This is a genomic window from Streptomyces sp. NPDC051310 (assembly GCF_044455245.1).
Lineage (GTDB): Bacteria > Actinomycetota > Actinomycetes > Streptomycetales > Streptomycetaceae > Streptomyces.
Genome location: NZ_JBITEO010000025.1, coordinates 24,966 through 50,699, shown reverse-complemented (window position 1 = coordinate 50,699; position 25,734 = coordinate 24,966). Strand labels below are relative to the sequence as shown.

Annotated in this window: 25 protein-coding genes and 1 pseudogene; 12 read left to right on the top strand and 14 right to left on the bottom strand. The window is 74.5% G+C overall.

The window, feature by feature from the left end:
• Positions 1 to 51 precede the first annotated feature (51 nt).
• Both ACIA79_RS28580 and ACIA79_RS28575 read left to right on the top strand, forming a co-directional pair.
• Entirely contained in the window at positions 52 to 927 is an 876-nt protein-coding gene (locus ACIA79_RS28580) for an ANTAR domain-containing protein (protein ID WP_399431245.1), read from the top strand.
• Positions 928 to 1,217: 290 nt separating this feature from the next.
• Positions 1,218 to 1,412 carry a hypothetical protein gene (locus tag ACIA79_RS28575; protein WP_399431244.1) on the top strand — a complete coding sequence of 65 codons (195 nt, stop codon included), beginning with the start codon at positions 1,218 to 1,220 and terminating at the stop codon, positions 1,410 to 1,412.
• A 3-nt stretch (positions 1,413 to 1,415) separates the two neighbouring features.
• On the opposite strand, the gene ACIA79_RS28570 is transcribed toward ACIA79_RS28575, so the two are convergent.
• The 3 genes from ACIA79_RS28570 to ACIA79_RS28560 all read right to left on the bottom strand — a co-directional run bounded on the left by ACIA79_RS28570 (position 1,416) and on the right by ACIA79_RS28560 (position 3,952).
• Positions 1,416 to 2,630, bottom strand: a complete 1,215-nt coding sequence (locus ACIA79_RS28570) for a phosphodiester glycosidase family protein (RefSeq protein ID WP_399431243.1) — start codon at positions 2,628 to 2,630, stop codon at positions 1,416 to 1,418.
• Between the two features lie 105 nt (positions 2,631 to 2,735).
• Positions 2,736 to 3,101, bottom strand: coding sequence for a DUF779 domain-containing protein (locus ACIA79_RS28565; RefSeq protein ID WP_399431242.1), 366 nt, complete (start codon positions 3,099 to 3,101; stop codon positions 2,736 to 2,738).
• Positions 3,102 to 3,145: 44 nt separating this feature from the next.
• Positions 3,146 to 3,952 (bottom strand): aminoglycoside N(3)-acetyltransferase, encoded by an 807-nt coding sequence (locus ACIA79_RS28560; RefSeq protein WP_399431241.1) that lies wholly within the window; start codon positions 3,950 to 3,952, stop codon positions 3,146 to 3,148.
• 168 nt (positions 3,953 to 4,120) lie between these two features.
• Between ACIA79_RS28560 and ACIA79_RS28555 the strand changes: the two genes are divergently transcribed.
• Positions 4,121 to 5,392 (top strand): MFS transporter, encoded by a 1,272-nt coding sequence (locus ACIA79_RS28555; RefSeq protein WP_399431240.1) that lies wholly within the window; start codon positions 4,121 to 4,123, stop codon positions 5,390 to 5,392.
• A gap of 90 nt (positions 5,393 to 5,482) precedes the next feature.
• On the opposite strand, the gene ACIA79_RS28550 is transcribed toward ACIA79_RS28555, so the two are convergent.
• A complete protein-coding gene (locus ACIA79_RS28550) occupies positions 5,483 to 5,896 on the bottom strand; it encodes a DUF5997 family protein (RefSeq protein ID WP_399431239.1) in 414 nt (137 codons plus the stop codon).
• Positions 5,897 to 5,954: 58 nt separating this feature from the next.
• Between ACIA79_RS28550 and ACIA79_RS28545 the strand changes: the two genes are divergently transcribed.
• From ACIA79_RS28545 to ACIA79_RS28525, 5 genes are all read left to right on the top strand, one after another.
• Positions 5,955 to 6,755: a LysR substrate-binding domain-containing protein gene (locus tag ACIA79_RS28545; RefSeq protein WP_399431238.1), complete on the top strand. Its 801-nt coding sequence runs from the start codon at positions 5,955 to 5,957 to the stop codon at positions 6,753 to 6,755.
• Positions 6,756 to 7,880: 1,125 nt separating this feature from the next.
• Positions 7,881 to 9,713, top strand: coding sequence for a SpoIIE family protein phosphatase (locus ACIA79_RS28540; protein WP_399431237.1), 1,833 nt, complete (start codon positions 7,881 to 7,883; stop codon positions 9,711 to 9,713).
• Positions 9,710 to 10,129: a helix-turn-helix transcriptional regulator gene (locus ACIA79_RS28535; RefSeq protein WP_399431236.1), complete on the top strand. Its 420-nt coding sequence runs from the start codon at positions 9,710 to 9,712 to the stop codon at positions 10,127 to 10,129. The genes ACIA79_RS28540 and ACIA79_RS28535 overlap by 4 nt, the downstream gene beginning before the upstream one ends.
• A gap of 10 nt (positions 10,130 to 10,139) precedes the next feature.
• Positions 10,140 to 10,550, top strand: coding sequence for a VOC family protein (locus ACIA79_RS28530; protein WP_399431235.1), 411 nt, complete (start codon positions 10,140 to 10,142; stop codon positions 10,548 to 10,550).
• 206 nt (positions 10,551 to 10,756) lie between these two features.
• The gene (locus ACIA79_RS28525) at positions 10,757 to 13,153 is read left to right on the top strand and encodes an ATP-binding cassette domain-containing protein (protein WP_399431234.1); all 2,397 of its coding nucleotides are present in this window, start codon (positions 10,757 to 10,759) and stop codon (positions 13,151 to 13,153) included.
• 21 nt (positions 13,154 to 13,174) lie between these two features.
• Here ACIA79_RS28525 and ACIA79_RS28520 read toward each other — a convergent pair whose 3' ends face one another.
• Both ACIA79_RS28520 and ribA read right to left on the bottom strand, forming a co-directional pair.
• Complete coding sequence (locus tag ACIA79_RS28520; RefSeq protein WP_399431233.1) at positions 13,175 to 14,101, bottom strand: hypothetical protein; 927 nt, start codon at positions 14,099 to 14,101, stop codon at positions 13,175 to 13,177.
• A gap of 149 nt (positions 14,102 to 14,250) precedes the next feature.
• Entirely contained in the window at positions 14,251 to 14,907 is a 657-nt protein-coding gene (ribA, locus tag ACIA79_RS28515) for a GTP cyclohydrolase II (RefSeq protein WP_399431232.1), read from the bottom strand.
• 82 nt (positions 14,908 to 14,989) lie between these two features.
• On the opposite strand from ribA, the gene ACIA79_RS28510 reads away from it, so the two are divergent.
• Positions 14,990 to 15,754 carry a creatininase family protein gene (locus ACIA79_RS28510; protein ID WP_399431231.1) on the top strand — a complete coding sequence of 255 codons (765 nt, stop codon included), beginning with the start codon at positions 14,990 to 14,992 and terminating at the stop codon, positions 15,752 to 15,754.
• Positions 15,751 to 16,659 carry a RibD family protein gene (locus tag ACIA79_RS28505; protein ID WP_399431296.1) on the top strand — a complete coding sequence of 303 codons (909 nt, stop codon included), beginning with the start codon at positions 15,751 to 15,753 and terminating at the stop codon, positions 16,657 to 16,659. The genes ACIA79_RS28510 and ACIA79_RS28505 overlap by 4 nt, the downstream gene beginning before the upstream one ends.
• A 36-nt stretch (positions 16,660 to 16,695) precedes the next feature.
• On the opposite strand, the pseudogene ACIA79_RS28500 reads toward ACIA79_RS28505, so the two are convergent.
• From ACIA79_RS28500 to ACIA79_RS28480, 5 genes and pseudogenes are all read right to left on the bottom strand, one after another.
• Positions 16,696 to 17,589, bottom strand: a pseudogene (locus ACIA79_RS28500) (lysylphosphatidylglycerol synthase domain-containing protein); the annotation flags it as partial.
• Positions 17,586 to 18,452 (bottom strand): class I SAM-dependent methyltransferase, encoded by an 867-nt coding sequence (locus ACIA79_RS28495; protein ID WP_399431230.1) that lies wholly within the window; start codon positions 18,450 to 18,452, stop codon positions 17,586 to 17,588. The pseudogene ACIA79_RS28500 and the gene ACIA79_RS28495, both read right to left, overlap by 4 nt.
• Entirely contained in the window at positions 18,449 to 19,567 is a 1,119-nt protein-coding gene (locus ACIA79_RS28490) for a glycosyltransferase family 4 protein (RefSeq protein ID WP_399431295.1), read from the bottom strand. Before ACIA79_RS28490 ends, ACIA79_RS28495 begins: the two co-directional genes overlap by 4 nt.
• A 359-nt stretch (positions 19,568 to 19,926) precedes the next feature.
• The gene (locus tag ACIA79_RS28485; protein ID WP_399431229.1) at positions 19,927 to 20,325 is read right to left on the bottom strand and encodes a 6-pyruvoyl trahydropterin synthase family protein; all 399 of its coding nucleotides are present in this window, start codon (positions 20,323 to 20,325) and stop codon (positions 19,927 to 19,929) included.
• A 79-nt stretch (positions 20,326 to 20,404) separates the two neighbouring features.
• Positions 20,405 to 21,403, bottom strand: a complete 999-nt coding sequence (locus ACIA79_RS28480; protein WP_399431228.1) for a zinc-binding alcohol dehydrogenase — start codon at positions 21,401 to 21,403, stop codon at positions 20,405 to 20,407.
• Between the two features lie 125 nt (positions 21,404 to 21,528).
• Between ACIA79_RS28480 and ACIA79_RS28475 the strand changes: the two genes are divergently transcribed.
• Positions 21,529 to 22,278, top strand: coding sequence for a CDP-alcohol phosphatidyltransferase family protein (locus ACIA79_RS28475; RefSeq protein WP_399431227.1), 750 nt, complete (start codon positions 21,529 to 21,531; stop codon positions 22,276 to 22,278).
• A gap of 37 nt (positions 22,279 to 22,315) precedes the next feature.
• Here the strand turns inward: ACIA79_RS28475 and ACIA79_RS28470 are convergent, their stop codons facing one another.
• The 3 genes from ACIA79_RS28470 to ACIA79_RS28460 all read right to left on the bottom strand — a co-directional run bounded on the left by ACIA79_RS28470 (position 22,316) and on the right by ACIA79_RS28460 (position 25,191).
• Positions 22,316 to 24,058: a sulfatase gene (locus tag ACIA79_RS28470; RefSeq protein ID WP_399431226.1), complete on the bottom strand. Its 1,743-nt coding sequence runs from the start codon at positions 24,056 to 24,058 to the stop codon at positions 22,316 to 22,318.
• Between the two features lie 219 nt (positions 24,059 to 24,277).
• The gene (locus tag ACIA79_RS28465; protein WP_399431225.1) at positions 24,278 to 24,634 is read right to left on the bottom strand and encodes a hypothetical protein; all 357 of its coding nucleotides are present in this window, start codon (positions 24,632 to 24,634) and stop codon (positions 24,278 to 24,280) included.
• A 2-nt stretch (positions 24,635 to 24,636) separates the two neighbouring features.
• On the bottom strand, positions 24,637 to 25,191 hold the full coding sequence (locus ACIA79_RS28460) for a TetR/AcrR family transcriptional regulator (RefSeq protein WP_399431224.1): 555 nt from the start codon (positions 25,189 to 25,191) through the stop codon (positions 24,637 to 24,639).
• A gap of 139 nt (positions 25,192 to 25,330) precedes the next feature.
• On the opposite strand from ACIA79_RS28460, the gene ACIA79_RS28455 reads away from it, so the two are divergent.
• Positions 25,331 to 25,642 carry a hypothetical protein gene (locus ACIA79_RS28455; RefSeq protein WP_399431223.1) on the top strand — a complete coding sequence of 104 codons (312 nt, stop codon included), beginning with the start codon at positions 25,331 to 25,333 and terminating at the stop codon, positions 25,640 to 25,642.
• Positions 25,643 to 25,734 lie beyond the last annotated feature (92 nt).

Genomic DNA, 25,734 nt, shown 5'->3' with positions numbered 1-25,734 from the left:
CAGGCGCCGGTGAGGCCCTGCGGCACCCCATGAGCTGGAGGTACGGACCGGATGACCGATACGTTCAAGGTCGACGGACGGGGCACCGGTGACGGCTGGGACGGACGGGAAGAGCTGGCGCGGCTGCGGGACGAAGCCCGCCACCTCCGGCGGCAGGCCCGGAACCGGCCCCTGATCGCGCAGGCCCAGGGCATCCTCCGGGAGCGCTACCGGCTGGACGACGCCGAGTCGGCCTTCGCGCTCCTGCAGATCGCGTCGCAGCGCTTCAACGTCAAGCTGCGGATCCTCGCCGACGCCCTCGTCCGGCTGCCGCGGCCGGACGAGGGGGAGGACCTCTGGTTCCCCGGACGGGTCCGGCAGGCGCCGCCGTGCCTCGACACGCTGGGCATCTACGACCCCGGGAACGCACCCCGCAGCGCCGTGCTGCGGGAGGTGCTCTCCCGGACCCTCGCCGTCACCGGCACGTACATGGGCGACGTGCAGATCGGGGACCACGAGCTCGGCGGACTGTGGATGGAGAACCACACGGGCCTCAGCGACGACTTCGTGAACTTCTTCGACTTCGTCGGCGGCGAGGGCACCTCCTGCGCCCAGGCGGCGAAGGACGTGGCCCAGGTCACCGTGCACGACGTCGCCACGGCGCCGGTGTTCACCGAGGACGCCCGCCGCACCATCCTCGCCGCCGGCAGCCGCGCCGCGCACAGCGTGCCGCTGGCCGTCGGCGGACGCTGCGTCGGCATGGTCTCCGCCCACTTCGACCGCCCCCTCAAGGACCTGCACCCCGCCCAGCTCAAGGCCCTGGAGCTGACGGGCCGGCAGGCCGGGAGCTGGCTCGACTGGTACGACCGCACGGTCGTCCTCGACGCGCTGGAGCACCTGCACGAGGTGGCCCGCCACCCCGGCGCCTCCCGCGTCCGCCGCCGCTGAGGCCCGGCCGCCGCTCACGCACGTACTCGGGGGCCGCCACGGGACAGCCGGCGAAACACCGCATCACGCACCGACGGCGTGCCGCCTTCCCGCGTTCCCACCGGGACGCCCACGGCCGCGTCCCCGGCGGCATGCGTCCCGGCGCAAGCGCCACCGGCGCCGCGTAACGGCCCACCGCCGGGTAATACCCGTTCGGCCGACATGCCGTACGTCCGTCCGGCGCCCCCGCTCCGCCAGACTGGCCGCCGAATGCCGCACGACCCACGCGGCAACGAGCCGAGGGGTGACACATGGCCGTATCCGTCTCAGTGGTGCTGCTTCTGCTGGTCCTGGCGGTGATCTTCCTCCGCAACGGAGGGCTGAAGATCTCCCACGCCCTGGTCTGCGCGCTGCTCGGGTTCTTCATGGCCAGTACGAGCCTGGCGCCCACCATTTACGACGGCGTCTCCGCCACGGCCGACGTCGTCAGTAGCCTCAAGCCCTGACCCCTACGCAGCGTCCGGCCGCACGAACAGCCCGATGCCGTTCGGCACGGGGCGCTGGCCACCCCCGCTGGGATGGTTGAGCACACTCACCTTCGTCGCCCCGTCCGGCCGCGCGACCAGCGTCGACGACCCGCCGCCGTCCAGGTTCACGGCATCCGAGGCGCCCAGATCGCGCATCAGGCCCGCCAGTTCGGCGACGGTCAGGCCGCTGCGGAAGCCCGTCCCGCCGTCCAGCGCGAGCAGCAGGAGCCGCGTGCCGTCGCTGCCGGTCCCCGCGGCCGTCCGCACCGCGGCCGTCACCCCGTCCAGCCCGCCCAGCGGCACGCCCCCGCGCAGCACGGGGTACCCGCCCACGGCGAAGCGGTACGCGACCGGCTCCGACCCGGCCGCCGCCAGCCCGTGCCGGACGGTCACCAGGTCCCCGACCACCAGCTTCCGCAGCTCCCGTGCGCCCGCCTCACGCCCCACGACGACCTCGGTCCCCGCGGCGATGGCCCCGCGGCCCGGTTCCTCCGCGACCGCAACGACCTTGCCGCCGCGGACCGTCACCTCGTACGTCTCCGTGCTGCACGGCGCCGCGCGCCGGGTGTCCGTGCCGCAGGTCGCCCGCACGCGTGAGGCACTGCCCCAGTCCTTGGTGAACAGCCCCACGGAATCGACCGGCAGCGCGTACTGATTGAGCCCGCCGAGCGGCAGCTCCCCGTACGGCGTCGACACACCGCCCTCCAGGACCAGTTCCCCGATCCGCGCCCTGCCGTCCTCGCCCACACCCAGCACCTGACGGGTGTTCGTGCCGGGCGGCAGCGCCGGCCCGAACCGCTGCCCCTTCGGCACGGCGGCCTTCAGGGGGCGGCCGTCGGCCACCGCGGGGCCGACCGGCGCGCCGGTCGCCTCGACGCCCGGGTGCTCGGTCTCCGTCACGTTGAAGAAGTCGCCGTTGATGCCGCCCGTGGCCCCCGCCCGGTCGGCGAGCACCGACAGCGCGGAGCGCGCCGCGACCACCCCCGGGTACAGCAGCCCCGCCGACACCCGCGCGTCACCGAGGTTGGCGGACAGCACATGGGCCCGCGCCGTGCCGTTCTCTGACGGAACGTCGACGGTGCGGTACTCGACGCCCGCCGCGACCCGCGACCAGACCGGTGCCGGCGCGGCGGGCGGGGCGGCGGCCAGACCGGTGCCCAGCAGGGCGGCCACGACGAGCAACAGGAACGTGCGCATCCGCACGTGACGCACAGCGGTACGGCGCCGCATCACGGCCACGGGTCCCCCCAGGGGTCAGGGCAACTGCACCAGGTCCCGGAAGAGTTGCCCCACCCGCCGCCGCTACGAACCGACGAGCCGGGACCGGATCAGGAAACGTACGCCATCCGGGGCCTCCAGCGAGAAGCCGCTGCCCCGGCCCTCCACCACGTCGACGGTCAGCCGGGTGTGGCTCCACACCGCGTACTGGGCCCGGGACATCCAGAACGGCACGGGCTCCGCCAACCCCGCCACCACCAGCCGCTCCAGCAGCACATCGGATTCACCCGTCCGGAACTCACCCGCCGGGTAGCACATGGGCGCACTCCCGTCGCAACAGCCACCCGACTGGTGGAACATCAGCGGGCCGTGGGCCGCCCGCAGCCGCCGCAGCACCGCGGCGGCCGCGGGGGTCACCTCGACGCGCGGTCCGTGATCGGTCGTCACCATGCCCCAGGAGAACCACACCGGACGTTGCCGCCACGTTGCGCCCCTCATGCCCGGGCGCGGTTGAGCTCCAGCCAGCCGCGGGCGTAGTCCACGGCCTCCACCAGATCCAGCAGCCGGCACGGCGCCGCGCCCACGGCCCCCCGCCGCACCGCGCCCGGGCGGTCACGCTCCAGGTCCGCGCCGAGGGCGCCGAAGTCGCCGTCGTCCAGGGCCACGTCCTCGTACGACCACCAGCAGGGCACCCCGTCCCGGCGGATCACGCAGCGGTAGGTGCGGCGCGGCGGCCGCGCCATCCGGTACTCACCGAGGTGGAAGGCCGTGCACCGGTCGTATCCCGTGCCCAGCAGCAGGATCCGCGCCCCCAGCTCGTACAGCCGCGCCAGCGGCGAGTCCTCGCCGAGGTGGCAGTCCGGGCGGTGGCCGCGGACGACCGTCCCGGCGTGCGGGCCCAGCGCCGCGAACGACGTCTGCGGGTGCGCGCTGCGCACCGCGCCCACCGTCGTCCGCACGATCTCCGGCAGCACGCCCACCCCGTCCGACGGCATGGCCGCGGCGTCGTACGGCGGCATCGCCGCGCGCAGCGCCGCCCGTTCCGCCTCGTCGAGCCCGCGCACCCGCTCCCGGTAGGCGGCCGAGCTGTCCGAGTTGCGCGCGGTGAACGCCGGCACCACGACCGTGCCCGCCGGCCCGAGCGCGCCCCGCAGGGCCCGCAGCACCGCCTCGCCGCCGCCCGCGACCGGCCCCACGGCCCGCAGCGACGCGTGCACGAGCAGGACCCCGCCCGGTTCCACCCCCAGCGCCGCGAGCTGGGCACCGATCCGGGCCTCCGTATGCCCTCCGCCTCCGACCACCGGCGCCCCCCCACTCCTCCGCGAGACTCGTGCGGGTCATCGTAGGTGCGGACCACCGGAAGCGGGACGGTTTCCCGTACCGCTCACGGACTCTCACCGCCTCACGCCCCGAAGGGGCCTCTCGGCGGCCGGTGGAACGGCCTGACCGGCAAGACGCCCCCTAGGGTGATGCGCATGATCAGCACACCTCCACGGAACCGGCCCGGGAGGCGTCGCGGTCCGCGCCTCGGCTATCCGGCGGCGGCGGCCGTCTTCGCCATCGGCATGGCGGGCACCACGCTCCCCACGCCCCTGTACGGCCTGTACCGCCGGGAACTGGGTTTCTCCGAGCTGATGGTGACGGTCGTGTTCGCCACCTACGCGGTCGGCGTGATCGCCACGCTCCTGCTGGCCGGCAACCACTCCGACGCGGCGGGGCGCCGCCCCGTCCTGCTGTGCGCACTGGGCTTCGCCGCCGCCAGCGCGGTGTGCTTCCTGCTGGAGGGCGGGTTGCCGCTGCTCTTCGCCGGCCGGCTGCTGTCCGGCTTCTCGGCGGGGCTGCTGAGCGGTGCCGGTACGGTCACCGTGCTGGAGCTGGCGGCTCCGGAGCAGAAGTCCCGCGCGGCCTTCGCCGCCACGGCGGCCAACATGGGGGGCCTGGGCTGCGGCCCCCTGCTGGCCGGACTGCTGGCCGAGTACGCGCCGCTGCCCCTCGCCCTGCCCTTCCTCACGCACCTCGCGCTGGTGGCGGTGGCCGGCGTCCTCGTCCTGCTCCTGCCGGAGACCGTCCGCGACCCGCGCCGCCACGCCCGGCTGAGACCGCAGGGCCTGTACGTGCCGGCGCCGATCCGCGGCGTCTTCGTCCCCTCCGCGCTCGCCGCCTTCGCGGGCTTCGCCCTGCTCGGCCTGTTCACGGCGGTGGCGCCGAGCTTCGTCTCGCAGACCCTCGGCGTGACCAACCTGGCCGTCTCGGGCCTCGTCGTCTTCTCCGTCTTCCTGTCGTCGACGGTCGGACAGTCGCTGACCGGACGCCTTCCCGCGCGCACGGCCCTGCCCCTGGGCTGCCTGGTGCTGGTGGCGGGCCTGCTGCTCGTCGGCGCGTCGCTGTGGGCGAAGGCCCTGCCCCTGTTCGTCCTCGGCGCGGTCTGCGGCGGCCTCGGCCAGGGCGCCGCCTTCCGCGCCGCGCTGACGGCGGTCGGCGAGGTGGCGCCCGCCGCGCACCGGGCCGCCACGGTCTCGTCGTTCTTCGTCGTCGCGTACACGGGCATCTCGGTGCCCGTCGTCGGCGTCGGCGCGCTGACCATGTGGCTCGGCCTCCAGCGGGCCGGTCTCGCCTTCACCGCCTGTGTGACGCTGCTGGTCGCCGCGACCGCCCTGCGCCTCGTCCGCCGGCCCCCCACGGCGGCGGCCCCGGCGCGGGACGACGGCCGGCGGGACGCGGGCCGCCCCGAGGGCGGGTGACCCGGCGGGAGCCGGGGTGGGGCGGGGGAGAAGCCCCGGACGAGGCGGCCGGGGGGAGCACCGCCCCCGGGCCGGGGCCGGCCCGGACGGTCAGGAGCGCGGGCTGTCGCCCTGACCGGCGCGCTCCGCCTTCTCCGCCTTCTGCGCCTTGATCCGCGCCGCTTCCTTGCGGACCTCGGCCTGCGTGGCCCGCTCCTTCTGCAGCCACTCGGGCAGCTCGCGCTTCAGCGCCTCGATCTGCTCGGTGGTGAGGGGCTCGGTGATGCCGCCCCGGGCGAGGCCCGCGATGGAGATGCCCAGCTTCGCCGCGACCACCGGCCGGGGGTGCGGGCCGTTGCGCCGCAGCTCCTGCAGCCACTCCGGCGGATCGGCCTGCAAGGCGTTCAGTTCGGTGCGCGAGACGACACCCTCCTGGAACTCGGTGGGGGTGGCCTCGAGGTACACACCCAGCTTCTTCGCCGCGGTCGCGGGCTTCATCGTCTGGGTGTTCTGGTGCGACGTCATGGTGTCAAGGGTATCGAGCGTGTGTGCTGCCTCCGACCACGACCGGTAGCCTGGGGTGGTGACTGGCTCGGAAGCATCCCCTTCGTTCCGGCTGGCGTACGTCCCGGGAGTGACACCCACCAAGTGGGTGCGGATCTGGAACGAGCGGCTGCCCGGCGTCCCGCTGACCCTCGTCGGCGTGTCCGCCGCCGAGGCGGTCGGCGTCCTGCGGGACCGCGGCGCCGACGCGGGACTGGTGCGGCTGCCGGTCGACCGGACGGTGCTGAGCGCGATCCCCCTGTACACCGAGACGACCGTGGTGGTCGTCCCCAAGGACCACCTCGTGGCGGCGGTCGACGAGGTCTCCACCGAGGACCTCGCCGACGAGATCGTGCTCCACCCCCTCGACGACACCCTCGGCTGGGAAGAGCTCCCCGGACGCCCCGCGATCGAGCGGCCCGCCACGACCGCGGACGCCGTGGAACTGGTCGCGGCCGGGGTGGGCGTTCTCGTGGTCCCCCAGTCCCTCGCCCGCCTGCATCACCGCAAGGACCTCACATACCGGCCGGTCCCGGACGCGCCCCGGTCGAGCGTGGTGCTGTCGTGGCCGGAGGACGCCACCACCGACCTGGTGGAGCAGTTCATCGGCATCGTCCGCGGCCGCACCGTCAACAGCTCCCGCGGCCGCCCCCCGGCGACGGTGACGGCACAGGCGGCGGATGCGCAGCCGAAGCGCAAGACCCCGGACGCCCGCGGCGCGCGCCGGCCCTCCGCCGGCACGTCGACCGGCAAGGCCCCGCGGCGGGGCTCCTCCGGCGCGGCCAAGGGCGCCAAGGGACCCAAGGCCGCCAAGCGCGGCAAACCGCGCCGCCGCTCGTAACCCACGGCCCACGCGGCACGCCGTGCGCGCACCGCGTGTCCCCGCCGCCCTGCGTCGCCCGTGCGTTCCGCGTGTCCTCGGCGCCTTGCGTCGCCTGCGTATCGCTTCAGCGCCGGAGCCCTGCGTCGCTGCGGCGTAGCGCGTCGGCCCCGGCGCCTGCCGTACCCACTGCCTGCATCCGCCCCGCACCTCGCCACCCCCGGCTCGAAGGGGCGCGCGGGGCGGGTCCCCGGCGTGCGCCCGTGTGGGGACCGGGCGTGTGCGCCCTCGAACCCAGGGGAATGCCCGAGTCCGCCCCCGACGCTGCCGGCGGTCCCCGCGCCCTGGCTTCGTGCCACGGCCCCGGACCCTTCCAGGGCCCGCCGGACCACGGTCGGCTCACGACGGCGAGGAGTTGACGGGCATGCAGCAGTACGGTCTCGCCCCCTTCGTCGCGAGCGAAACCTACGAAGAGGACCACGAGTTCGGAGCAGGGGCGCTGCACGGGTACCCGGAGGCCGAGGCCGAGGCGGAGTTCGGAGCCGAGGCCGAGGAGGAGCAACTGGCCGCCGAGCTGCTGGAGATCGGCAGCGAGGCCGGGCTGGAGCAGTTCCTCGGCAGGATGTTCCGCAACGTGTCGCGCGGAGTGCGCGGCCTCCTGCGCTCGCCGGTCGGCCGGCGGCATCGTGAAGAACGTGGCGAGGGCCGCGCTGCCCGCCGTCGGCGGCGCCCTGGGCTCCATGATCGCGCCCGGATCATCGACTGCCATTGCCACGCGGGTCGCGGCACCGCCCTGAGCGGCCCCTGGGACGCGGCACCCCTCGACGGCTACCTCCGGCGCGCGGAGGCCGCGGGGAGATCCGCCGCACCGTGCTGCTGCCCGCCTTCCACGACGACTACGCGGCCGCCAACCGCGCGCCGGCCCGCATCGCGGCCGCCCGGCCGGGCCGCTTCATCCCCTTCGCGATGGTCCACCCCCGGCGGGACACCGGACGCGTGCACGCCCTGCCGAGCAGGCGGTCCGGCACCGGGGCTTCCGGGGCGTCACGGTCCACCGCCGCGACGCCCGCCGCGGCGGTGGCGCCGTTCGGGAGGCGCACCGGACGCCGATGGGGAGAAGATGGGGCCTGCGCAACATCGCCGTCCATGAACGCCGACCGCGGGCCGGAGGTGGAACGGATGACCCTCGGACGACGATCACCGATCCGGCGCGGCTCCGCCGGGGCGCGGTCGATGGTGGCCGGGCAGTGGCGGCGGTCCAGGGAGGCCGTGACGGACTGGCTCGCCGCCCACCGCCGGCTGACCTGGCTGCACGAGGCCGGGACGCACATCGGCACCACGCTGGACCTGGCCACCACCGCCCGCGAGCTCGCGGAGTTCGCCGTACCGAGGCTCGCCGACGGTGCCGCCGTCGACCTGCTGGAATCCGTGCTGCGCGGCGAGGAGGTCGACCGCTGGCGAGGCCCGGGGCGGCCGGTCACCCGCGCCATGGCGGTCGCGTGCATCGACGCGCTCCGGGACCTCGAACCCGATCCGGTGGGCGACATCTCGGTCCACCCCGGCGCCACCCTGCCCAACAGGTGCCTCATCACCCGGCAGCCCGTCCTGGTCGGGAGGATCGCGGCCGCGCAGTACGAGATGATCGCCCCGACGCGCCATGCCGCGCGCCTCCTGAAGGAGGCCGGCGTGCACAGCTACATGGCGGTCCCGCTGGTCGCCCGCGGGGTGCTCCTGGGCATCGCCGACTTCGTCCGGGCCGGCCACCGGCCCGGCTTCACCCGGGCCGACCTGGCCCTCGCCACCCAGCTCGCGGCGGAGGCGGCCGTCTTCGTCGACAACGCCCGCCTCTACGGCCGCGAGCGCGAGACGGTCCTCACCCTCCAGCGGACCTTGCTGCCGCGGGTCACCCCCACCACCCCGGGACTCACCGTCACCACCTGCTACACCCCGCCCAAGGATCCCGCGGGCGTGGGCGGGGACTGGTTCGACGTCGTCGCCCTCCCCGGCGGGCGCACCGCCCTCGTCGTCGGCGACGTCATGAGCCACGGGCTGGCGGCCGCCGCGACCATGGGCAGGCTCCGCACCGTCGCCCGTACGCTCATGACCCTGGACATCGCACCCGAGCGGGTCCTCGCCCGGATGGACCTGGCCGCCCGCGACCTGGAGGAGGACCAGGTCGCCACCTGTCTCATCTGCGTGTACGACCCCGTCGACGGCAGCTGCACGCTCGCCTCGGCGGGCAACCCGCCCCCGCTGTTGCTCGGCGCCGACGGCACAGCCTCCTACGTCGAGCTGCCGCAGGGAGCGCCCCTGGGCGCCGGGGTCATCCCGTACGACCCGGTGCACGTGACCGCCCCGGCCGACAGCACCCTCTTCCTGTTCACCGACGGTCTGCTCAAGACGCGCACGGACGACATCGACACCCAGCTCGGGCGGCTGAGGGACACCGTGGCCGCGTCGGCACCGGGACGGCGCGACGCCGCCGCCGTGGCCGCCGCCGGCCCGGGCGGCACGGACCGGTTCGACGAAACGGTGATGGTCGCCGGCGCCCGCCCGCCCCACGGCGCCGCCGGCTTCGCGTTCGGGTCCTGGGAGCTGCCCGCCGACGGCACCTCCGCCGGCATCGCCCGCCGGCACGTCCGCGAACAGCTCGACCGGTGGGGCCTGGCGGAGCTGGCCGACGCCGTCGAACTGGTCACCAGCGAACTCGTCGGCAACGCCCTGCGCCACGGCAACGGCCCCGGCCGGCTCCGCCTGGTCCTCCACGACCGGCTGGCGCTGGAGGTCACCGACACGGGCCCCGACCTGCCGCAGATCCAGCACGCGCCGCTGAGCGCGGAGGGCGGGCGCGGCCTGCAACTGGTCAACATGCTCTGCCGCCGCTGGGGCTCCTGCCGCACCTCCACCGGCAAGGTCGTCTGGGCCGAGCACGACCTGCCGCCCGGCAGCTCCCCGGCCTGTGGGAGGGTGGTCGTATGACGCTGGAGGACCTCGTCCGGCTGCGCCGGGCCCGTGACCTGATGGACCGCGCCTACGCGGAGCCGCTCGACGTCCCGGCGCTGGCGCGCAGCGCCCACATGTCACCGGGCCACTTCTCCCGCAGTTTCCGCGCCGCCTTCGGCGAGACCCCGTACAGCTACCTGATGACGCGCCGGATCGAGCGGGCCAAGGCGCTGCTGCGGCGGGGCGACCTGACCGTGACGGAGGTGTGCTTCGCTGTCGGCTGCACCTCGCTGGGGTCGTTCAGCTCACGGTTCACCGAGCTCGTCGGCCGGACCCCGAGCGCCTACCGGGCCGGCCCCGACGACGAGGGCGCGGCCGTCCCCGCCTGCCTCGCGAAGATCCACACGCGACCGGTCAGGAATGGAGAAGCGCAGCGATCCCCCCGCCCGTAGCGTGAAGCGCATGGACATCACGCTTTCGCAGTGCTTCATCGCCGTCGACGACCACGACGAGGCGCTCGCCTTCTACCGCGACGCCCTCGGCCTGGAGGTGCGCAACGACGTCGGCTTCGAGGGAATGCGCTGGGTGACCGTCGGCTCGCCGTCGCAGCCCGGTGTCGACATCGTCCTCGAACCGCCCCTCGCGGACCCGAACGCCTCGCCCGCCGACCGGCAGGCCATGGCGGAGCTGCTCGCCAAGGGCCTGCTGCGCGGGGTCATCTTCCGCACCGACGACGTCGACGCCACCTTCGAGCGCATCCGCGCCGCGGGCGGCGAGGTGCTCCAGGAGCCGATCGACCAGCCGTACGGCGTCCGTGACTGCGCGTTCCGCGACCCCTCCGGCAACATGGTGCGCTTCGCCCGGTCCCAGTGAGCCGGGGTCCCGGCCGGCCGGAGGACCGGCGCTCCGCGCGAACAACCCGCGAAATCACGAACGTTCCCCGAACGAACCTGATATCAAGCTGACAGCCCGATTATCTGACAACCCGACAGCCCGGTGGACCGCTCGACCGGCCGGACCACCGGGCGACGCCGGCACAGGACCGCACCGTCGGTCCCGCTCGACACCATGGAGACACGATGAGCACGCGCACGAGGACGGACGAGCAGTCGCCCGCACTGCCGCACCAGGCCGACAGCCACGATCTGATCCGCGTTCACGGCGCACGCGAGAACAACCTCAAGGACGTCAGCATCGAGCTCCCCAAGCGGCGGCTCACGGTCTTCACGGGCGTCTCCGGCTCGGGCAAGAGCTCCCTGGTGTTCGACACCATCGCCGCCGAATCCCAGCGGCTGATCAACGAGACCTACAGCGCCTTCCTCCAGGGCTTCATGCCCAACCTGGCCCGCCCCGAGGTCGACGTCCTCGACGGACTGACCACCGCGATCACCGTCGACCAGCAGCGCATGGGCGGGGACCCCCGCTCCACGGTGGGCACCGCCACCGACACGAACGCCATGCTGCGCATCCTCTTCAGCCGACTCGGCACACCGCACATCGGCCCGCCCAGCGCGTACTCCTTCAACACCGCCTCCGTCAGGGCGAGCGGCGCGATCACCGTCGAACGCGGCGCGAAGACCAAGGCCGAGAAGGCGACCTTCGAGCGCACCGGCGGCATGTGCAACCGCTGCGAGGGCCGCGGCAAGGTCTCCGACATCGACCTCACCCAGCTCTACGACGACTCCAAGTCGATCGCCGAGGGCGCGTTCACCATCCCCGGCTGGAAGTCGGACAACGTGTGGACCGTGGGCGTCTACGCCGAGTCGGGCTTCCTCGACCCGCACAAGCCGATCCGCCGGTTCACCAAGAAGGAGATGCACGACTTCCTCTACCGGGAGCCGACCAAGGTCAAGGTCAAGGGGGTCAACCTCACCTACGAAGGCCTGATCCCCAAGATCCAGAAGTCGTTCCTGTCCAAGGACAAGGAGGCGATGCAGCCCCACATCCGCGCCTTCGTGGAGCGCGCGGTCACCTTCACGACCTGCCCCGAGTGCGACGGCACCCGCCTCAGCGAGGGCGCCCGCTCCTCGAAGATCAGCGGCATCAGCATCGCCGACGCCTGCGCGATGGAGATCCGCGACCTCGCCGCATGGGTCCGCGGCCTCGACGAACCGTCGGTGGCACCGCTGCTCACCGCCCTGCAGCACACCCTCGACTCCTTCACGGAGATCGGCCTCGGCTACCTCTCGCTCGACCGGCCCGCAGGCTCCCTGTCCGGCGGCGAGGCGCAGCGCGTCAAGATGATCCGCCACCTCGGCTCCTCGCTCACGGACGTCACGTACGTCTTCGACGAGCCCACCATCGGTCTCCACCCGCACGACATCCAGCGGATGAACGACCTGCTGCTGCGGCTGCGGGACAAGGGCAACACGGTGCTCGTGGTGGAGCACAAGCCGGAGACGATCGCCATCGCCGACCACGTCGTCGACCTCGGCCCCGGTGCCGGCACGGAGGGCGGCACCGTCTGCTTCGAAGGCACCGTCGAGGGTCTGCGGGCGAGCGACACCGTCACCGGCCGCCACCTCGACGACCGCGCGGGGCTCAAGGAGACCGTGCGCAAGGCCACCGGCGCGCTGGAGATCCGCGGCGCGACGGCGAACAACCTGCAAAACGTGGACGTCGACATCCCGCTCGGCGTGCTCTGCGTCGTGACCGGTGTCGCAGGGTCCGGCAAGAGCTCGCTCATCCACGGCTCCATCCCGGGCTCCGAGGGCGTCATCTCGGTGGACCAGTCGCCGATCCGCGGCTCGCGCCGCAGCAACCCCGCGACGTACACCGGGCTGCTCGACCCGATCCGCAAGGCGTTCGCCAAGGCCAACGGAGTGAAGCCGGCGCTGTTCAGCGCCAACTCCGAGGGCGCCTGCCCGACCTGCAACGGCGCCGGTGTCCTCTACGTCGACCTGGGCGTGATGGCCGGCGTGGACACCCCCTGCGAGGACTGCGAGGGCAGGCGGTTCCAGGCATCGGTGCTGGAATACCACCTCGGCGGGCGCGACATCAGCGAGGTGCTGGCGATGCCGGTGACCGAGGCCGAGGAGTTCTTCCGCACCGGCGAGGCGCACCTCCCGGCCGCCCACAAGATCCTTCAGCGGATGGCGGACGTCGGGCTCGGCTACCTCACCCTCGGCCAGCCGCTCACCACGCTGTCCGGCGGCGAGCGCCAGCGGCTGAAGCTGGCCACGCACATGGGGGACAAGGGCGGCGTCTACGTCCTGGACGAGCCGACCACCGGCCTCCACCTCGCCGACGTCGAGCAGTTGCTCGGCCTGCTCGACCGGCTCGTCGACTCCGGGAAGTCGGTGATCGTCATCGAGCACCACCAGGCGGTCATGGCGCACGCCGACTGGATCATCGACCTCGGGCCCGGCGCCGGCCACGACGGCGGCCGGATCGTCTTCGAGGGAACGCCCGCCGACCTCGTCGCCGCCCGCTCCACGCTCACCGGCGAGCACCTCGCGGCCTACGTCGGCGCCTGACCGGCCCCTAACGGAGAGACCCTAGGCGGTGAACCCCGGGCCCTGGAACCTCGCTCCGGCCTCCCGGACCTCGATGGCGTAGCGCCCGGGGAACTCGCCGCCGGGGCGGAGCCGGGGTATCCGGTACGTCCGCCGCTGCGGCCCGGCGTCCTCCCGGACCGCGCCCTGCGGGTGCCGCGTGTCCTCCTGCGGCCGGTCGGCGCCGGGCGCCGGGCGGTCCGGCTGCGGGGAGGGCGCCGACGGGCCCGTACCCAGGGCGCCGTTGGCCAGCAACGAGGACGCCACGAGGAGACCGCCCACCGCGCCGACGGAGCAGGCCCCAGCCAGGCGCGCCCGCTTGCCGGCGATGAGCCGCAGCCGCGCGGTGCCGGCCGGACCACCTGCCCCGCCCGGCGGTACCGCGCCGGGGAGGCCTTCCGGGTACGCCAGGTCCGGGTATGCCGGATCCGGATGCACCAGGTCCAGGTACGCCAGGTCCGGGTACGCCGTGTCCTCGGGATGCGGCAGGGCGGCACCGGAGGACCGGGGGCGTGACGGGTGGGCCGGGTACGGCGGTGGTGCCGTCGGGCGGCCTGTCCCCGGCGGGTCCGCCCGGGAGGTGTCGTGGCCCGCCGGCCCCGAGCCGCGCGCCCACAACGGCTCCACCAGGACCGGAGTCGGCACGCCCGTTCGTGGGCCGCCGGGCCCGCTGTCCTCCGGCGGGCCGCCTCCCACCTTCGGGGGCGCCTCCCGCGCCACCGGGCCGCCCCGGACGGCGGGCCCGGCGGACCGGCCCGGCTCCTCGCCGCTCCCGTGCAGCCCGGGACCGGTCTGCCGCAGTTCGGCCCGCGCGGCGTCCAGGGCGTCGAGCACCCGCTGGAAGGACTCCATGATCGACTGCTCCGGACCGGACCCCGTGCCGGGCACTCGCAGGGGCTCGGTCAGCGGTTCGTTCTCGTCAACGTGCACGTGCAGCGCTCCTCAACGGACTTCCACGGCCGGTGCACGGACGCGTGCCCCCGTGGTGGTGCCGGGGGCCGAGACCGCCCGGTGGTTGGTCGCCAGGGAGTACGCAGGGCGGCCCGGCTTGTCTCATCGGGCCGCGGTACCGCACTCCTTCAGGCCCCGGGCAGACCGCCCAGGTGCGGAAGGAGGTGGCCCATGCGCTCGCGCTTGGTCCACAGGTAGGAGAGGTTCTCCTCACGCGGCGGGATCAGCAACGGCACCCGGGCGCTGACCCGGATCCCGTGCTGCTCCAACGCCTCGCTCTTGCGCGGGTTGTTGGACAGCAGCCGTACGGACCGCACCCCGAGGTGGTCGAGGATCCCCGCCGCCGCCCCGTACTCGCGGGCGTCGTCCGGGTACCCGAGCGCCAGATTCGCCTCGACCGTGTCGAGTCCCTCCGCCTGGAGCCTCATCGCCCGCAGCTTCGCCAACAGGCCGATGCCGCGCCCCTCGTGGCCCCTGAGGTAGACCAGCACGCCCCGCCCCTCGCCGGCGACGACGCGCAGGGCCGCGGAGAGCTGCTCGCCGCACTCGCAGTGCCGGGACCCGAAGGCGTCACCCGTCAGGCACTCGGAATGCACGCGGGTCAGAACGTCGTCCCCGGCCCGGACATCGCCGTACACCAGGGCCATGTGCTCATCACCGCGGTCGGTGTCCAGGTAACCGACGGCGAGGAATTCGCCGTACTCGGTCGACAGTTGTACATTCACCACGTGCTCGACGCCCGATGACCGTGTGGCTGTCCGTGAAGTGCCATCGATATCTATCATGGCGGGATCCTATCGGGTAACCTCGCGCCGGAAGCAAGGAATTGACGAGATGTTCTGCTCTCGAAAGAAAGGGGCGCGGTGTATGAATGTGGCCGAGCCGCACACAGCCGGAACCGGCACGCTCGCGCTGGACACCACCACGGAGGACGTCAGGGCCGCGCGGGCGGAGATCGCCGTGCTGCCCATCGGGAGCTTCGAACAGCACGGCCCGTTCCTCCCTTTGATGACCGATACCGTCGTCGCCTGCGCCATCGCCCGCAGGATAGCCGCCGCCTACCCGGTGCACCTGCTCCCACCTGTGACGATCTCCTGCTCGCACGAGCATGCCGACTGGCCGGGGACGGTCAGTATCTCCGCCGCGACCCTGTACGCGGTGGTACGGGACATCGCCGTTTCGCTGCGTGCCTCAGGCGTGCGGAAACTGGTCCTGGTCAATGGACACGGCGGTAACTACATCGTGCGCAACATCGTCCAGGAATCCGCCGGTACGGATATGCGCATGGCATTGTTCCCCGGCTCTTCCGATTGGGCGTCGGCGCGTGAGCGAGCAGGTGTGGAGACCTCTTCGTACAGCGATATGCACGCCGGTGAAGTGGAAACCTCCATACTGCTGCACGACCATCCAGAATTGGTGCGGCCCGGTTATGAGACCTCCGATTTCCTGGCCGACGACCGGAAGCATCTGCTTTCCCTCGGCATGCGGGCCTACACGGAATCCGGTGTGATCGGGCGCCCGTCCCGGGCATCGGCCCAGAAGGGCAGGGAATTGCTGGCCTCGCTGGTCGACTCCTTCGCGGAGTACCACTCCCTCCTCGCCCCGGCGGACACGGGTCGGAGGACCCGATGACCGCCCCCGCGGCGCGTACCGACGCCGCCGTCGTCGACGCGGACGAAGCGTGGGAGCGGCTGCGCGGCATCCGCTCCGAGGGCGACGCCGAGGCCGCCGGACTGGTCCGCGCCGCGGACGGCCGGGCCCGCTGGCGGCACGGCACCCCCGAGGCGGACGCCCTGGCCGACCGCTACCTCCCTCTGTGCCTGGCGGGGCCCCACGTGACCTTCGCCCAACTCGGCCAGAGCCTCGACGGGTTCATCGCCAGTCGCACCGGCGACGCCGACTACGTCACCGGCGAGGAGGACCGGGAGCACCTGCACCACCTGCGTGCCCTCGCCGACGCGGTCGTCGTCGGAGCCGGCACCGCCGTGGCGGACGATCCCCGCCTCACCGTGCGCGCCTGCACCGGCGACAACCCGGTCCGCGTCGTCATCGACCCGCACGGCCGGGTGCCGCTGCGGCACGGACTCTTCCACGACGGGGCCGCGCGGACCCTCTGGCTGGTGGGTGCGGGCGCCGAGCCCGCACGGCGCACCGCCGGACGGCCGCACGGTGCGGACGTCGTCGTCCTGCCCGACCGCGAGGCGTTCACCCCGCGCCGCCTGGTACGGGAACTCGCGCGGCGCGGCCTCGGCCGCGTCCTCGTCGAGGGCGGCGGGGTCACCGTGTCGCGCTTCCTCCACGAACGCGCGCTGCACCGGCTCTACCTCACCGTCGCACCCGTCCTCCTCGGTGACGGCGTCCGCGGGCTCGGCTTTCCGGGACCGGAGCTGATGCGCGACGCGCTGCGCCCACCCACGCGCCGCACCCGGCTCGGCGAGGACACCCTCTTCGAACTCGACCTGGGCACACCGCGCCCCGGCGAGCCACTGGGCGAGGAGCACCCCGGCACCGGGCAGCGCGGCGGCGAAGCTCAGTAGCCCGTACACCACCGCGACGGTCAGTCCCTGCGCCGCGCCCATGCCCGCACCCGCGAAGGCCCACGCGGTGACCCCCTCCCGGGGGCCCCAGCCGCCGACGTTCAGCGGCAGGGCCATGGCAAGCAGGGCCAGCACCATCAGCGGCAGCAACTCGGCCGCCGGCGCCGCCGACCCCGCGGCGCGGGCGGCGAGGAGGAACATGGCGAGGTACCCCGTGAGCACCGCGAGGGACGCCAGCAGGACACCCGGCCGGACGCCGGTGCGGAGCAGGCCGAGGCGTGCCCCGGTCCGCTCCGCACCGGCCCCGCGGCGCCCCCGCCACCCGCCCGGCCACACCGCCGTCTCCGGCTCCTGCCCCGGCTCCGCGCCGGCCCGCCGGCGCCGTACCACCGTCACCCGGCCCAGCGCGGCGAGCACGGCCGCCACGGTCACCGCGCCCGCCCCCAGCCACGGCGCCGAGGCGGCGTCCCGTACGGCGCGGGCCAGCGCCCCCCGCACCGGGGAGGGCTGTACGACCAGCAGCACCGCACCGGCCGCGACGAGCACCACCTGGCCCGCCGCCCGCTCGACGACGACCGCCCGCACCGCCCGGCCGACGTCCCCGGCGCTCCGCCCGTGCCGTACCGCGCGGTGCACGTCACCGAGGACACCGCCCGGCAGTGCCGCGTTGAGGAAGAGGGAACGGTAGTAGTCGGCGACGGCCCGCCCGAGCGGCAGCCGCACGCCCAGGGCGCGGGCCACGAGGCACCAGCGCCAGGCACTCAGCACGGTCGTGCACAGCCCCAGCCCGACCGCGGCCAGCAGCGTGACGCCGTCGAGCGCCCGCAGCCCGGCCACCACGGCACCCGCACCGTGCCACCACACGACCAGCAGGAGGATCGCCGCTCCCGCCGGCACGCCGAGCCGCGCCCGCACCGCCCGGGCGCTCATGCGGCGGCGGCCGGCGGCCCGGGCAGGGCCAGCAGGTCACTGTGGTGCACCACCACACGGAGCTCACCGGCCTCGCAGGCGTCCAGGCGCCGCCGCAGATACGCGGTGGCCCGCGGTGCGAGGTCCGGCCGCTGCTCCCGGGCCGCACCGACCCAGCCCCGCAGCCACTGCGCCGTCAGGGCCGTGTCGGCGCCACCGCGGAAACCCGGACCGAGACGCCACGGACTGGGCTGCACCCGCACCGCCATGCCGTGGCGGGTGAAGATCTCGCGGGCCGCCGCGACGGCGTCGGGCCCGAGGAGCCGCCGGCCGCGCTCCAGGCGGCGCTGGTGGTCGTTGAACGCGCTGCCGATCGCGGCGTCCAGCGGATCGGCCGGCGTCAGCTCGACCCGCCCGACGACCGAGAGCGCCAGCAGCGCGGGGCAGCCGGCCCCCGCGCAGGCCGCCGCCAGCCGCTCCACCTCCTCGCGCGTCAGCAGATCCAGCAGGGCGGAGGCCGTCACCAGGTCGGTTCGTGTCGCGGACAGTTCGGCCGCGGTCAGCCCGGCCAGGTCGCCGCACCGCGTCTCCACGGTGACGCGGCCGCCGTCCGCGCCCCTGCGCGGCATCCGGGTGGCGGCCAGGGCGAGCAGATCGGGGTCGTGGTCGTGCAGGATCCAGTGCTGCGCGCCCGCCAGCCGCGGTGCGAGCCACCGTCCCATGGAGCCGGTGCCGCAGCCCAGGTCACGGATGACCAGCCCGGTCTCCTGTCGCGGCAGGTGCCGCAGCGGTCCGAGGAGGGCGACCGCCCGCGCGGCGGCATCGGCTTCCTCCCGCAAGGCCAGCCACTGCGGGGCGTACCGGGTTCCGGCGGGCGTGGTCACGCGGCCTCCTGGGTGTCGTACCGGAGCTGCTCCAGCACCTTGGCCAGACTGCGGGCGGTCGTCTCCCAGCCGGCGAGCGCGGTGCGCCGCCGGCGCGCGGCCACCTTCGCGCGGTGCCGCTCGGCGGGTTCGCCCAGCCATCGCCGCAGTGCCGCCGCGAGCGCCTCCGGGTCGTCCGGGGGTACGAGGACGCCGGGCACGCCGCCGTCGGGCGCACGCCCCACCGCTTCCGGGACCCCGCCGACGGACGTCGCCAGCACCGGGACCCCGCGCGCCAGCGCTTCCGTCACGACCATGCCGTACGTCTCGGCACGGGAGGCGAGCACCAGGAGGTCGGCGCCCGCGTAACTGGCGTTCAGCATCGGCCCGCTGCGCGGGCCGGTCAGCTGCACGCGGTCGTCGAGACCGTGCCGGGCGATCCGCTTGCGCACCATGTCGACGTAGTCGGGGTCCTGCTCCAGGCCCCCCACGCAGACGCAGCTCCACGGCAGGTCGGTGACGGCCGCGAGCGCCTCGACCAGCTCCGCCTGGCCCTTGCGCGGGGTGACCGAGGCGACGCACAGCAGCCGGGGCGCGCTGCCGGTGCCGCAGGCGGGACCGGGGCCCGTGGCGGGCGGACTGCCGGGTGCGCTGCCCGGTGCCAGGGGGGCGACGTCGGCGCCGGGGGCGGCGACATGGACCCGCTCGGAGGGCAGGCCGTGGTGGTCCACCAGCCGTTCGGCGGCCCAGTGGCTGGTGGCGACGACCGCCGCCACGGCGTGCAGCGTCCGGCGCTCCCCGGCGTCCCGTGCCGCCGCGATCTCCGGAGCGAGTCCCGTCTCGTCGCCCAGCGGCAGGTGCACCAGCACCGCCATGCGCAGCCGCTCCGCCTCGGGCACGACGACGTCGGGCGCGGCGCAGGCGACGAGCCCGTCGAGGAGGAACAGCGTGCCGTCCGACGACTCCCGCAGCAGCCGCGCCAGTTCCGCGCGGGCGGCCGGCGCGGGGGAGGGCCAGTCACCCGAGACGACGTGCTCGTGCACCTGCCACCCGACGGCGGGCAGGTCGCGGCACACCCTGCGGTCGTAGGTGTTGCCGCCGCTCGGCGCCGCCGGGTCGTCGACCCCCCCGGGCATCACCACGCGGACCGCACGCGCGTGCCGCGGCGCTGCGGACGGAGCGGCGGACGAGGAGGCGGCGGGCGGCGGAGGGGGCGAGGCGGCGGACGACGGACCCGAAGAGGCGGTCGATGAAGAGGCGGTCGATGAGGAGGGCGACAGCGAGGAGGCCGACGGGGAGGCGGAGGAGGCCGCGGCCGGAGGGGAGGCGGACGGAGCGCCGGGCGACGCACCGGAGGAACCACCGGGCGATGCGCCGGCGCCGGGCGGCGCGGCGGAGGATCGGCCGGGTGACGCGGCCGCTGAAGCGCCGGGCGATACGGCGGAGGAATCGCCGCGTGACGCAGCCGCTGAAGCGCCGGGCGACGCCGGGCCGTTCACAGGGCCCGCTCGTAACTCGCCCACGCGATGTGGGACTCGTGCAGGGTGACCACGATGCCGGCCAGCCCCTTGGCGCCCTCGCCCAGCGCCCCGGCGTGCACCCGGTCGGCCAGGCGGTCGGCGATGACCTTCGCCAGGTACTCCGTCGAGGTGTTGACGCCGGTGAACTCGGCTTCCTCGTCGAGGTTGCGGTAGTTGAACTCGGCGACCACCGCCCCCAGTTCCTTGGTGGCGAGCCCGATGTCGACCACGATGTTGTCGGAGTCCAGCCCGGTGCGGCGGAAGGTGGCGTCCACGAGGTACGTCGCTCCGTGGAGGCGCTGCGCGGGTCCGAAGACCTCGCCGCGGAAACTGTGGGCGATCATGAGGTGCTCACGGACGGTGACACTGAACAACGGCGTTGACCTCCCGGTCGGAACCGGGCCGCTGCCTGCGGCCCCTGCGATGTGAGTACGGTCGCGGCGCCCCGCGCGTTCAGCACGCGCCGCCGGCGCCGTCCGTGTCGTACCTGACCCGGTGGCACAGCCCCGGCAGACTGCCGCCGGCGATCCCCGCCAGGGCGGACGGCAGTTCCTCGAAGGCGAACTCGCCGCTGATGAGCGCGTCGAAGGCGGGGTCCGCGAGCAGGTCGAGCGCGAGCGCCAGCCGGTCGGCGAAGGTGCGGTGCGCCCGGCGGGCCGGGGACACCCGTCCCACCTGGCTGCCGCGCAGCACCAGACGGCCGGAGTGGAACGCCTCGCCGAGCGGCAGGCTGACGCGCCGGTCGCCGTACCAGCTCAGCTCCAGGACCGTCCCCTCGGGAGCGAGCAGCTCCAGCGCACGGGTGAGGCCCGCCTCCGTGGCACTCGCGTGCACGGCGAGGTCGCAGCCGTCCAGCGCGTCCCCCGGCAGCGCGAAGTCGACACCCAGGGCGGCGGCGACGGCGGCACGCGCCGGGTCGGCGTCGACGAGCTGGACGCGGACGCCGGGATACCGGGCGAGCAGGGCGGCGACGGAGCAGCCGATCATCCCGGCCCCGACGACGGCGATCCGGTCACCCACCAGCGGCGCGGCGTCCCACAGGGCGTTCACCGCCGTCTCCACCGTCCCGGCCAGCACCGCACGCCCGGCGGGCACGGAGTCCGGCACCGGTGTCACGGCCCCGGCCTCGACGACGTACCGGGTCTGGTGGGGGTACAGGCAGAAGACGGTGCGGCCGACCAGCTCCCGCGGCCCCTCCTCGACCAGACCGACATTGAGGTAGCCGTACTTCACCGGGCCGGGGAAGTCGCCCTCCTGGAACGGCGCCCGCATCGCGGTGCGCTGGCTCTCCGGTACGCCGCCGCGGAAGACGAGGCTTTCCGTGCCCCGGCTCACCCCCGAGAACAGGGTGCGGACCAGGACGTCCCCGGCGGCCGGCTCCGGCAGCGGGACGTCGCGTATCTCGCCGTGGCCGGGGGAGCGCAGCCAGAAGGCGCGCGCGGTGCGCTGCATCGGTTCTCCTGTTGAACGCTGAGGTGGTGGAGCACGTTGTGAGGATGACGAAGCCGCGCACACGGTACGCGGCGGCCATCGACTCTGTCACAGGTCCGGAGGGGTGCCCCGTGTTGGTGGGCGACATGTCCGATGCACGTCCGCTGCGTGTCGAACCTGCCCTCGGGGCAGCCGCGCAACTCGTCCTGCTGGCCCTGCTGGGCACGCTGACGGGACTGGGGCCGGCGGGGTGGCTGACGGGGCTGGTGTTCACGCTCGCCACCTGGGCCGTGCTCACCCGCGCCCTGCGCAGGTCGTGGCCCCGGCACATGCCCTTCGGCCCCGCCAACGGCGTCACCCTGACCCGGACGACGCTCGTCGGCGGTGTCACGGCGCTGGTCGCCGAACTCTTCACCGGCCGTCCGCCGGTTGTCGCCCTCGCCGCGCTCACCGCGGTGGCGCTGGCCCTCGACGCCGTCGACGGGCGGGTCGCCCGGCGCACCGGGACGGCGACCGCCCTGGGCGCCCGCTTCGACATGGAGGTGGACGCCTTCCTCATCCTGGTGCTGAGCGTCCAGGTCGCGAGGTCACTGGGCGTGTGGGTGCTCGCGATCGGCGCCATGCGGTACGTCTTCGTCGCGGCGGCCCGGGTGCTGCCGTGGCTGAACGGACCCCTGCCGCCGAGCACGGCCCGCAAGACCGTGGCCGCGGTGCAGGGCGTCGTCCTCCTGGTGGCCGGGGCCGGTGTCCTCCCGGCCGCCGCGGCGTACGCGGTGGTCGTGGTGGCGCTCGCGCTGCTGGTCTGGTCGTTCGGCCGTGACATCCGGTGGCTCTGGTGCCTCCGGGTGTCCCGCGGCGCCGCGCCGGTGCGGGAGGCGGCGCGCGAGAGCGTATGACCGCCGCCGCGGCCGCCTCCCGGCACCCGCGGCCCCGTCACGGCCCGTACGCCGTGAGGAAGCGGTCGCGGAAGGCGTCCATCCGCCACACCGGGGCGTCCGGCCCCGGCTTGAGGCCCTCCTGCCAGCCCCACCCGGACACCCGGTCGAGAACGGCGGGGTCCCGGGCGACGATCGAGACGGGCACGTCCCGGCCGTAGCGGTCCCGGGTGACGGCCGGGACGGGCTGGTGGTCTCCCAGGAAGACCAGCACGGTGTCGTCGTCCCCGTACTCCGTCACGTACGAGATGAGGCTGTTCAGCGAGTACTCGACGGAGCGGCCGTACTCGGCGCGCACCAGGTCCGGGTCCCGCCACACGTCCGCGGGGTCCTTCCCCGCCGCCTCGACGGCGTCGTAGACAGAACCGTCACCCAGGTCGTCCCAGCCCATCAGCCGGGGGACGGGCGCCCAGGGGTTGTGGCTGGAGGTGAGGATGATCTCCGCCATGAGCGGCGGCCGGCCCGGCCTGCCGTGCTCCAGGCGCCGGAACGCCGCCAGGGCGAACTGGTCGGGCACCGGTGACCAGCTGAACTTCGGCCCACGGTAGCCCAGTTCGCGGGAGTCGTGGACGTGGTCCAGGCCGTAGAAGCGCCCCTCGGGCCAGGCGCGGGTCACGCCGGGCATGATGCCGACCGTCCGCCAGGCGCCCGTGCGCCGGAACGCGCTGGTGAGGGTGAGGCGGTCACTGGAGGTCAGGTCGCGGTAGCGCCGCTGGTTGTGGATCCACAGCCCGGACGCGAAGGTGGAGTGGGCCAGCCAGCTGCCACCGCCGGTCGTGGGCGAGGAGAGGAACGCGCTGCGGGAGGAGAACCCGGCCGCGCGCAGCCGGCGGGACCCGTTGGCGAGGACGGCCCCGACCTGCGGGGCGGTGTCCGGGTCCTGGATCGCGTTGCGGCCGTAGCTCTCGATGAAGACGAACAGCACGTCCTTGCCGCGCAGCCCGGTCAGCAGCCGGTCGGCCGGGACGCTGCGGAAGGCGTCCACCGCGGACTCCTCGGCGAACGCCTTCCGGTCCGCGATGCCCGCTCGCACCTGGCGCGCACGGCTCTGCACGAGTCCGGCGGTGTCGCTGGACGCCACTTCCGTGCCCGCGATCTGCACACCGAGGGCGGCGCACAGCACCCATGCGGTCCCGGCGGCGAGCGTGGCGCGGGTCGCCGCGGCGCTGTGCCGGACGACCAGCCGGCTCAGCCGGACGACCGACAGCGCCATCAGCACGAGCATCGCGACGGCCAGGAGGACCACCCCCGCCACCACACCGACCGCACCCGCGCGGCCCACGGAGTCGCCGAGGAACGCCTCGGCGTCGTCGAACAGCACCCAGTCGAGCACCAGGTCGAACGGCCGGGCGAACACGGAGCGGAAGCCCATGTCGAGGAACTTCAGCACCGTCAGCAGCCCGAGGAGCACGCCGGCGAGGGCCGCCGCCGTCCGCCGGGCCCCCGCCCGCAGCACGAGCAGCAGCGCCACGCCGCATATCGCCTCCACCGGTATCCGGGTGAACGCGCCGGGGGACAGGCGGGCGGGATCGTCCGGCAGCAGCAGGGCGCCGAGCACCAGCGCGGCGGCCAGCCCGTGGCGCACCCGCCCCCGGCCCGACCGCCCCGTGCGCCGCCACCCGGGGCGGCGTGGCCCGTCCGGCGCACCGCCGGATCCGGAGGCGCCGCCGCCCGGTGGCCGGTCCTCCTCCGGGGGCGGGGCGGCGGCTCGGGACGGCTGTGCGGTGGTGCGGATCGACACCTGGAGGGTCCTCTCCCGTACGTGACCTGATGGCACGGCGGGCCGGACCCGCAGGCCCGGGCCGCCGTGGTGAGTACGGTTGGCCGGCGGTGTCGGTTCAAGCGGCGGTGTGACGGGCGGGGGAGCGGCCGGCGGCTCGGCGGGGCTGCCGATGCGGCGGGCGGGGTGGCCGGGGGACGGGCGGGGTTGCCGATGCGGTGGGGCGGGGCGGCCGGCGGCTCAGCGGGGCGCCAGGGCCCGCTCGATGGAAGCCACCACCGCGCGCGGGTCGTCCACCTCCACCACGAGCCGTGCGTAGCGTTCGTCCGCCAGCTCTATGACGACGGCTCCGGCCGGGTTCTTGACGTCCCAGAAGACGCGTTCGCCGTCCTGGCGGAAACTGCCTGCGGTGATGACGCCGGGCAGGTGCGTCCCGCCGGTGCGGATCCCCTTCGGCTCCCGGGCGATACCGGGGTCGTGGGTCGCCCCGCGCACGTGGTCGAGCGGGATGTCGAGCCGGCTCCTGAGGGCCCACAGCCGGTCGAAGCCCTCCACCTCCACCACGAGGGAGCGGTTCTCCACGGTGACCTTCGCCATCTTCATCCTCCTCGGACGGGCTGAACCCGGCTTGCGAGTGCGAGCACCGGACGGGCGTCCGGTGTTGTGGTACGGCCGCGCAAGCGCAGGCCCAGGACAGTCGCGCCCAGAGCGGGCGCGAGGGCGGCGGCTGCGGGGGACTCCTCGCCCGACCGCGCGAGCACGTCCCCGAGGGCCCGGTCCAGCGCGTCGCACGCCTCCGCCACCAGCGCGGCCACGTCGGAGTCGTGCGGCGCCTGTTCGGCTGCGGCCAGCGTGAGCAGACCGGCGGCCGGACCGCCGTCGAAGCCGCCCGCGGCGGCCGCGAGGGCCGTGGCCAGGTCGGCGGAGCCGGCGAGTGCGGCGGCGCACGGCAGCACCTCGTCGTCGAGGTGGCGCCGCAGTGCGGCCAGGTACAGGCCGCGCTTGCTGCCGAACACCTTGTACAGGCTGCCCCGGTGCACGCCCAGCCGGCCCACGAGGTCGTCGACGGACGTGCCCTCGTATCCGTGCCGCGCGAACACGACGGCCGCCTGCGCGACCGCCTGATCCTCGTCGAAACCCCTCGGTCGTCCCATGCCGGAAGCGTAGCGAGTAAAAGAACGAGCAGTCAAGAACGATCGTTCTTCAACTCGGGTCCGGCGCGCGGTCATCGGCGGCCGGTGGTGGGGTACGTGTGAAGAGCCACAGACCGGCAGCGGAAGCAGGGAGAGGCCAGTGCGAATGGTCGGGGTACGCAGTTACGGCGATGTCGAGGCGGCGGTGCGGTCCGGCTCCCCGGGAAACCCGCCCCGGTTCGCCGCCGGCGCCTCCGCGGCGTACGAATGGGCCATGGGCGCCTCCTCCCGTTCGCCCGTCACCGGAGTGGGGGCGGACGGCGTGCCCGAAATGGGCCTCCTCACCGCCGAGGTGGACGCGGCCGTGGTCCGGTTGGAGGACCCCATGCTGCCGGAATCGGACCGCGCCTACACCGAGGGTGCGCGCGACGCGCTGTCCTGGCTGTGCGGCTACCTCGAGGACGCCCCGTAACGGCACACCGCGCGCCGCACCCGCGGCCCGCGCCCATGCGGGTGGTGCTGCAGTGATCGGCGCCCGTGCCGGTAACCGTGCCCGTGCCGGCG

What these genes read in the sequence shown, in the direction of transcription:
- ACIA79_RS28525 (WP_399431234.1), top strand. Translation starts at nt 10,757, where the DNA reads ATGAGCACGCGCACGAGGACGGACGAGCAGTCGCCCGCACTGCCGCAC.
- ACIA79_RS28480 (WP_399431228.1), bottom strand. Translation starts at nt 21,403, where the DNA reads ATGCAGCGCACCGCGCGCGCCTTCTGGCTGCGCTCCCCCGGCCACGGC.
- ACIA79_RS28490 (WP_399431295.1), bottom strand. Translation starts at nt 19,567, where the DNA reads ATGCCCGGGGGGGTCGACGACCCGGCGGCGCCGAGCGGCGGCAACACC.
- ACIA79_RS28530 (WP_399431235.1), top strand. Translation starts at nt 10,140, where the DNA reads ATGGACATCACGCTTTCGCAGTGCTTCATCGCCGTCGACGACCACGAC.
- ribA (WP_399431232.1), bottom strand. Translation starts at nt 14,907, where the DNA reads ATGATAGATATCGATGGCACTTCACGGACAGCCACACGGTCATCGGGC.
- ACIA79_RS28570 (WP_399431243.1), bottom strand. Translation starts at nt 2,630, where the DNA reads ATGCGCACGTTCCTGTTGCTCGTCGTGGCCGCCCTGCTGGGCACCGGT.
- ACIA79_RS28475 (WP_399431227.1), top strand. Translation starts at nt 21,529, where the DNA reads ATGTCCGATGCACGTCCGCTGCGTGTCGAACCTGCCCTCGGGGCAGCC.
- ACIA79_RS28465 (WP_399431225.1), bottom strand. Translation starts at nt 24,634, where the DNA reads ATGGCGAAGGTCACCGTGGAGAACCGCTCCCTCGTGGTGGAGGTGGAG.
- ACIA79_RS28505 (WP_399431296.1), top strand. Translation starts at nt 15,751, where the DNA reads ATGACCGCCCCCGCGGCGCGTACCGACGCCGCCGTCGTCGACGCGGAC.
- ACIA79_RS28540 (WP_399431237.1), top strand. Translation starts at nt 7,881, where the DNA reads ATGAACGCCGACCGCGGGCCGGAGGTGGAACGGATGACCCTCGGACGA.
- ACIA79_RS28555 (WP_399431240.1), top strand. Translation starts at nt 4,121, where the DNA reads ATGCGCATGATCAGCACACCTCCACGGAACCGGCCCGGGAGGCGTCGC.
- ACIA79_RS28460 (WP_399431224.1), bottom strand. Translation starts at nt 25,191, where the DNA reads ATGGGACGACCGAGGGGTTTCGACGAGGATCAGGCGGTCGCGCAGGCG.
- ACIA79_RS28550 (WP_399431239.1), bottom strand. Translation starts at nt 5,896, where the DNA reads ATGACGTCGCACCAGAACACCCAGACGATGAAGCCCGCGACCGCGGCG.
- ACIA79_RS28535 (WP_399431236.1), top strand. Translation starts at nt 9,710, where the DNA reads ATGACGCTGGAGGACCTCGTCCGGCTGCGCCGGGCCCGTGACCTGATG.
- ACIA79_RS28575 (WP_399431244.1), top strand. Translation starts at nt 1,218, where the DNA reads ATGGCCGTATCCGTCTCAGTGGTGCTGCTTCTGCTGGTCCTGGCGGTG.
- ACIA79_RS28510 (WP_399431231.1), top strand. Translation starts at nt 14,990, where the DNA reads ATGAATGTGGCCGAGCCGCACACAGCCGGAACCGGCACGCTCGCGCTG.
- ACIA79_RS28565 (WP_399431242.1), bottom strand. Translation starts at nt 3,101, where the DNA reads ATGGTGACGACCGATCACGGACCGCGCGTCGAGGTGACCCCCGCGGCC.
- ACIA79_RS28580 (WP_399431245.1), top strand. Translation starts at nt 52, where the DNA reads ATGACCGATACGTTCAAGGTCGACGGACGGGGCACCGGTGACGGCTGG.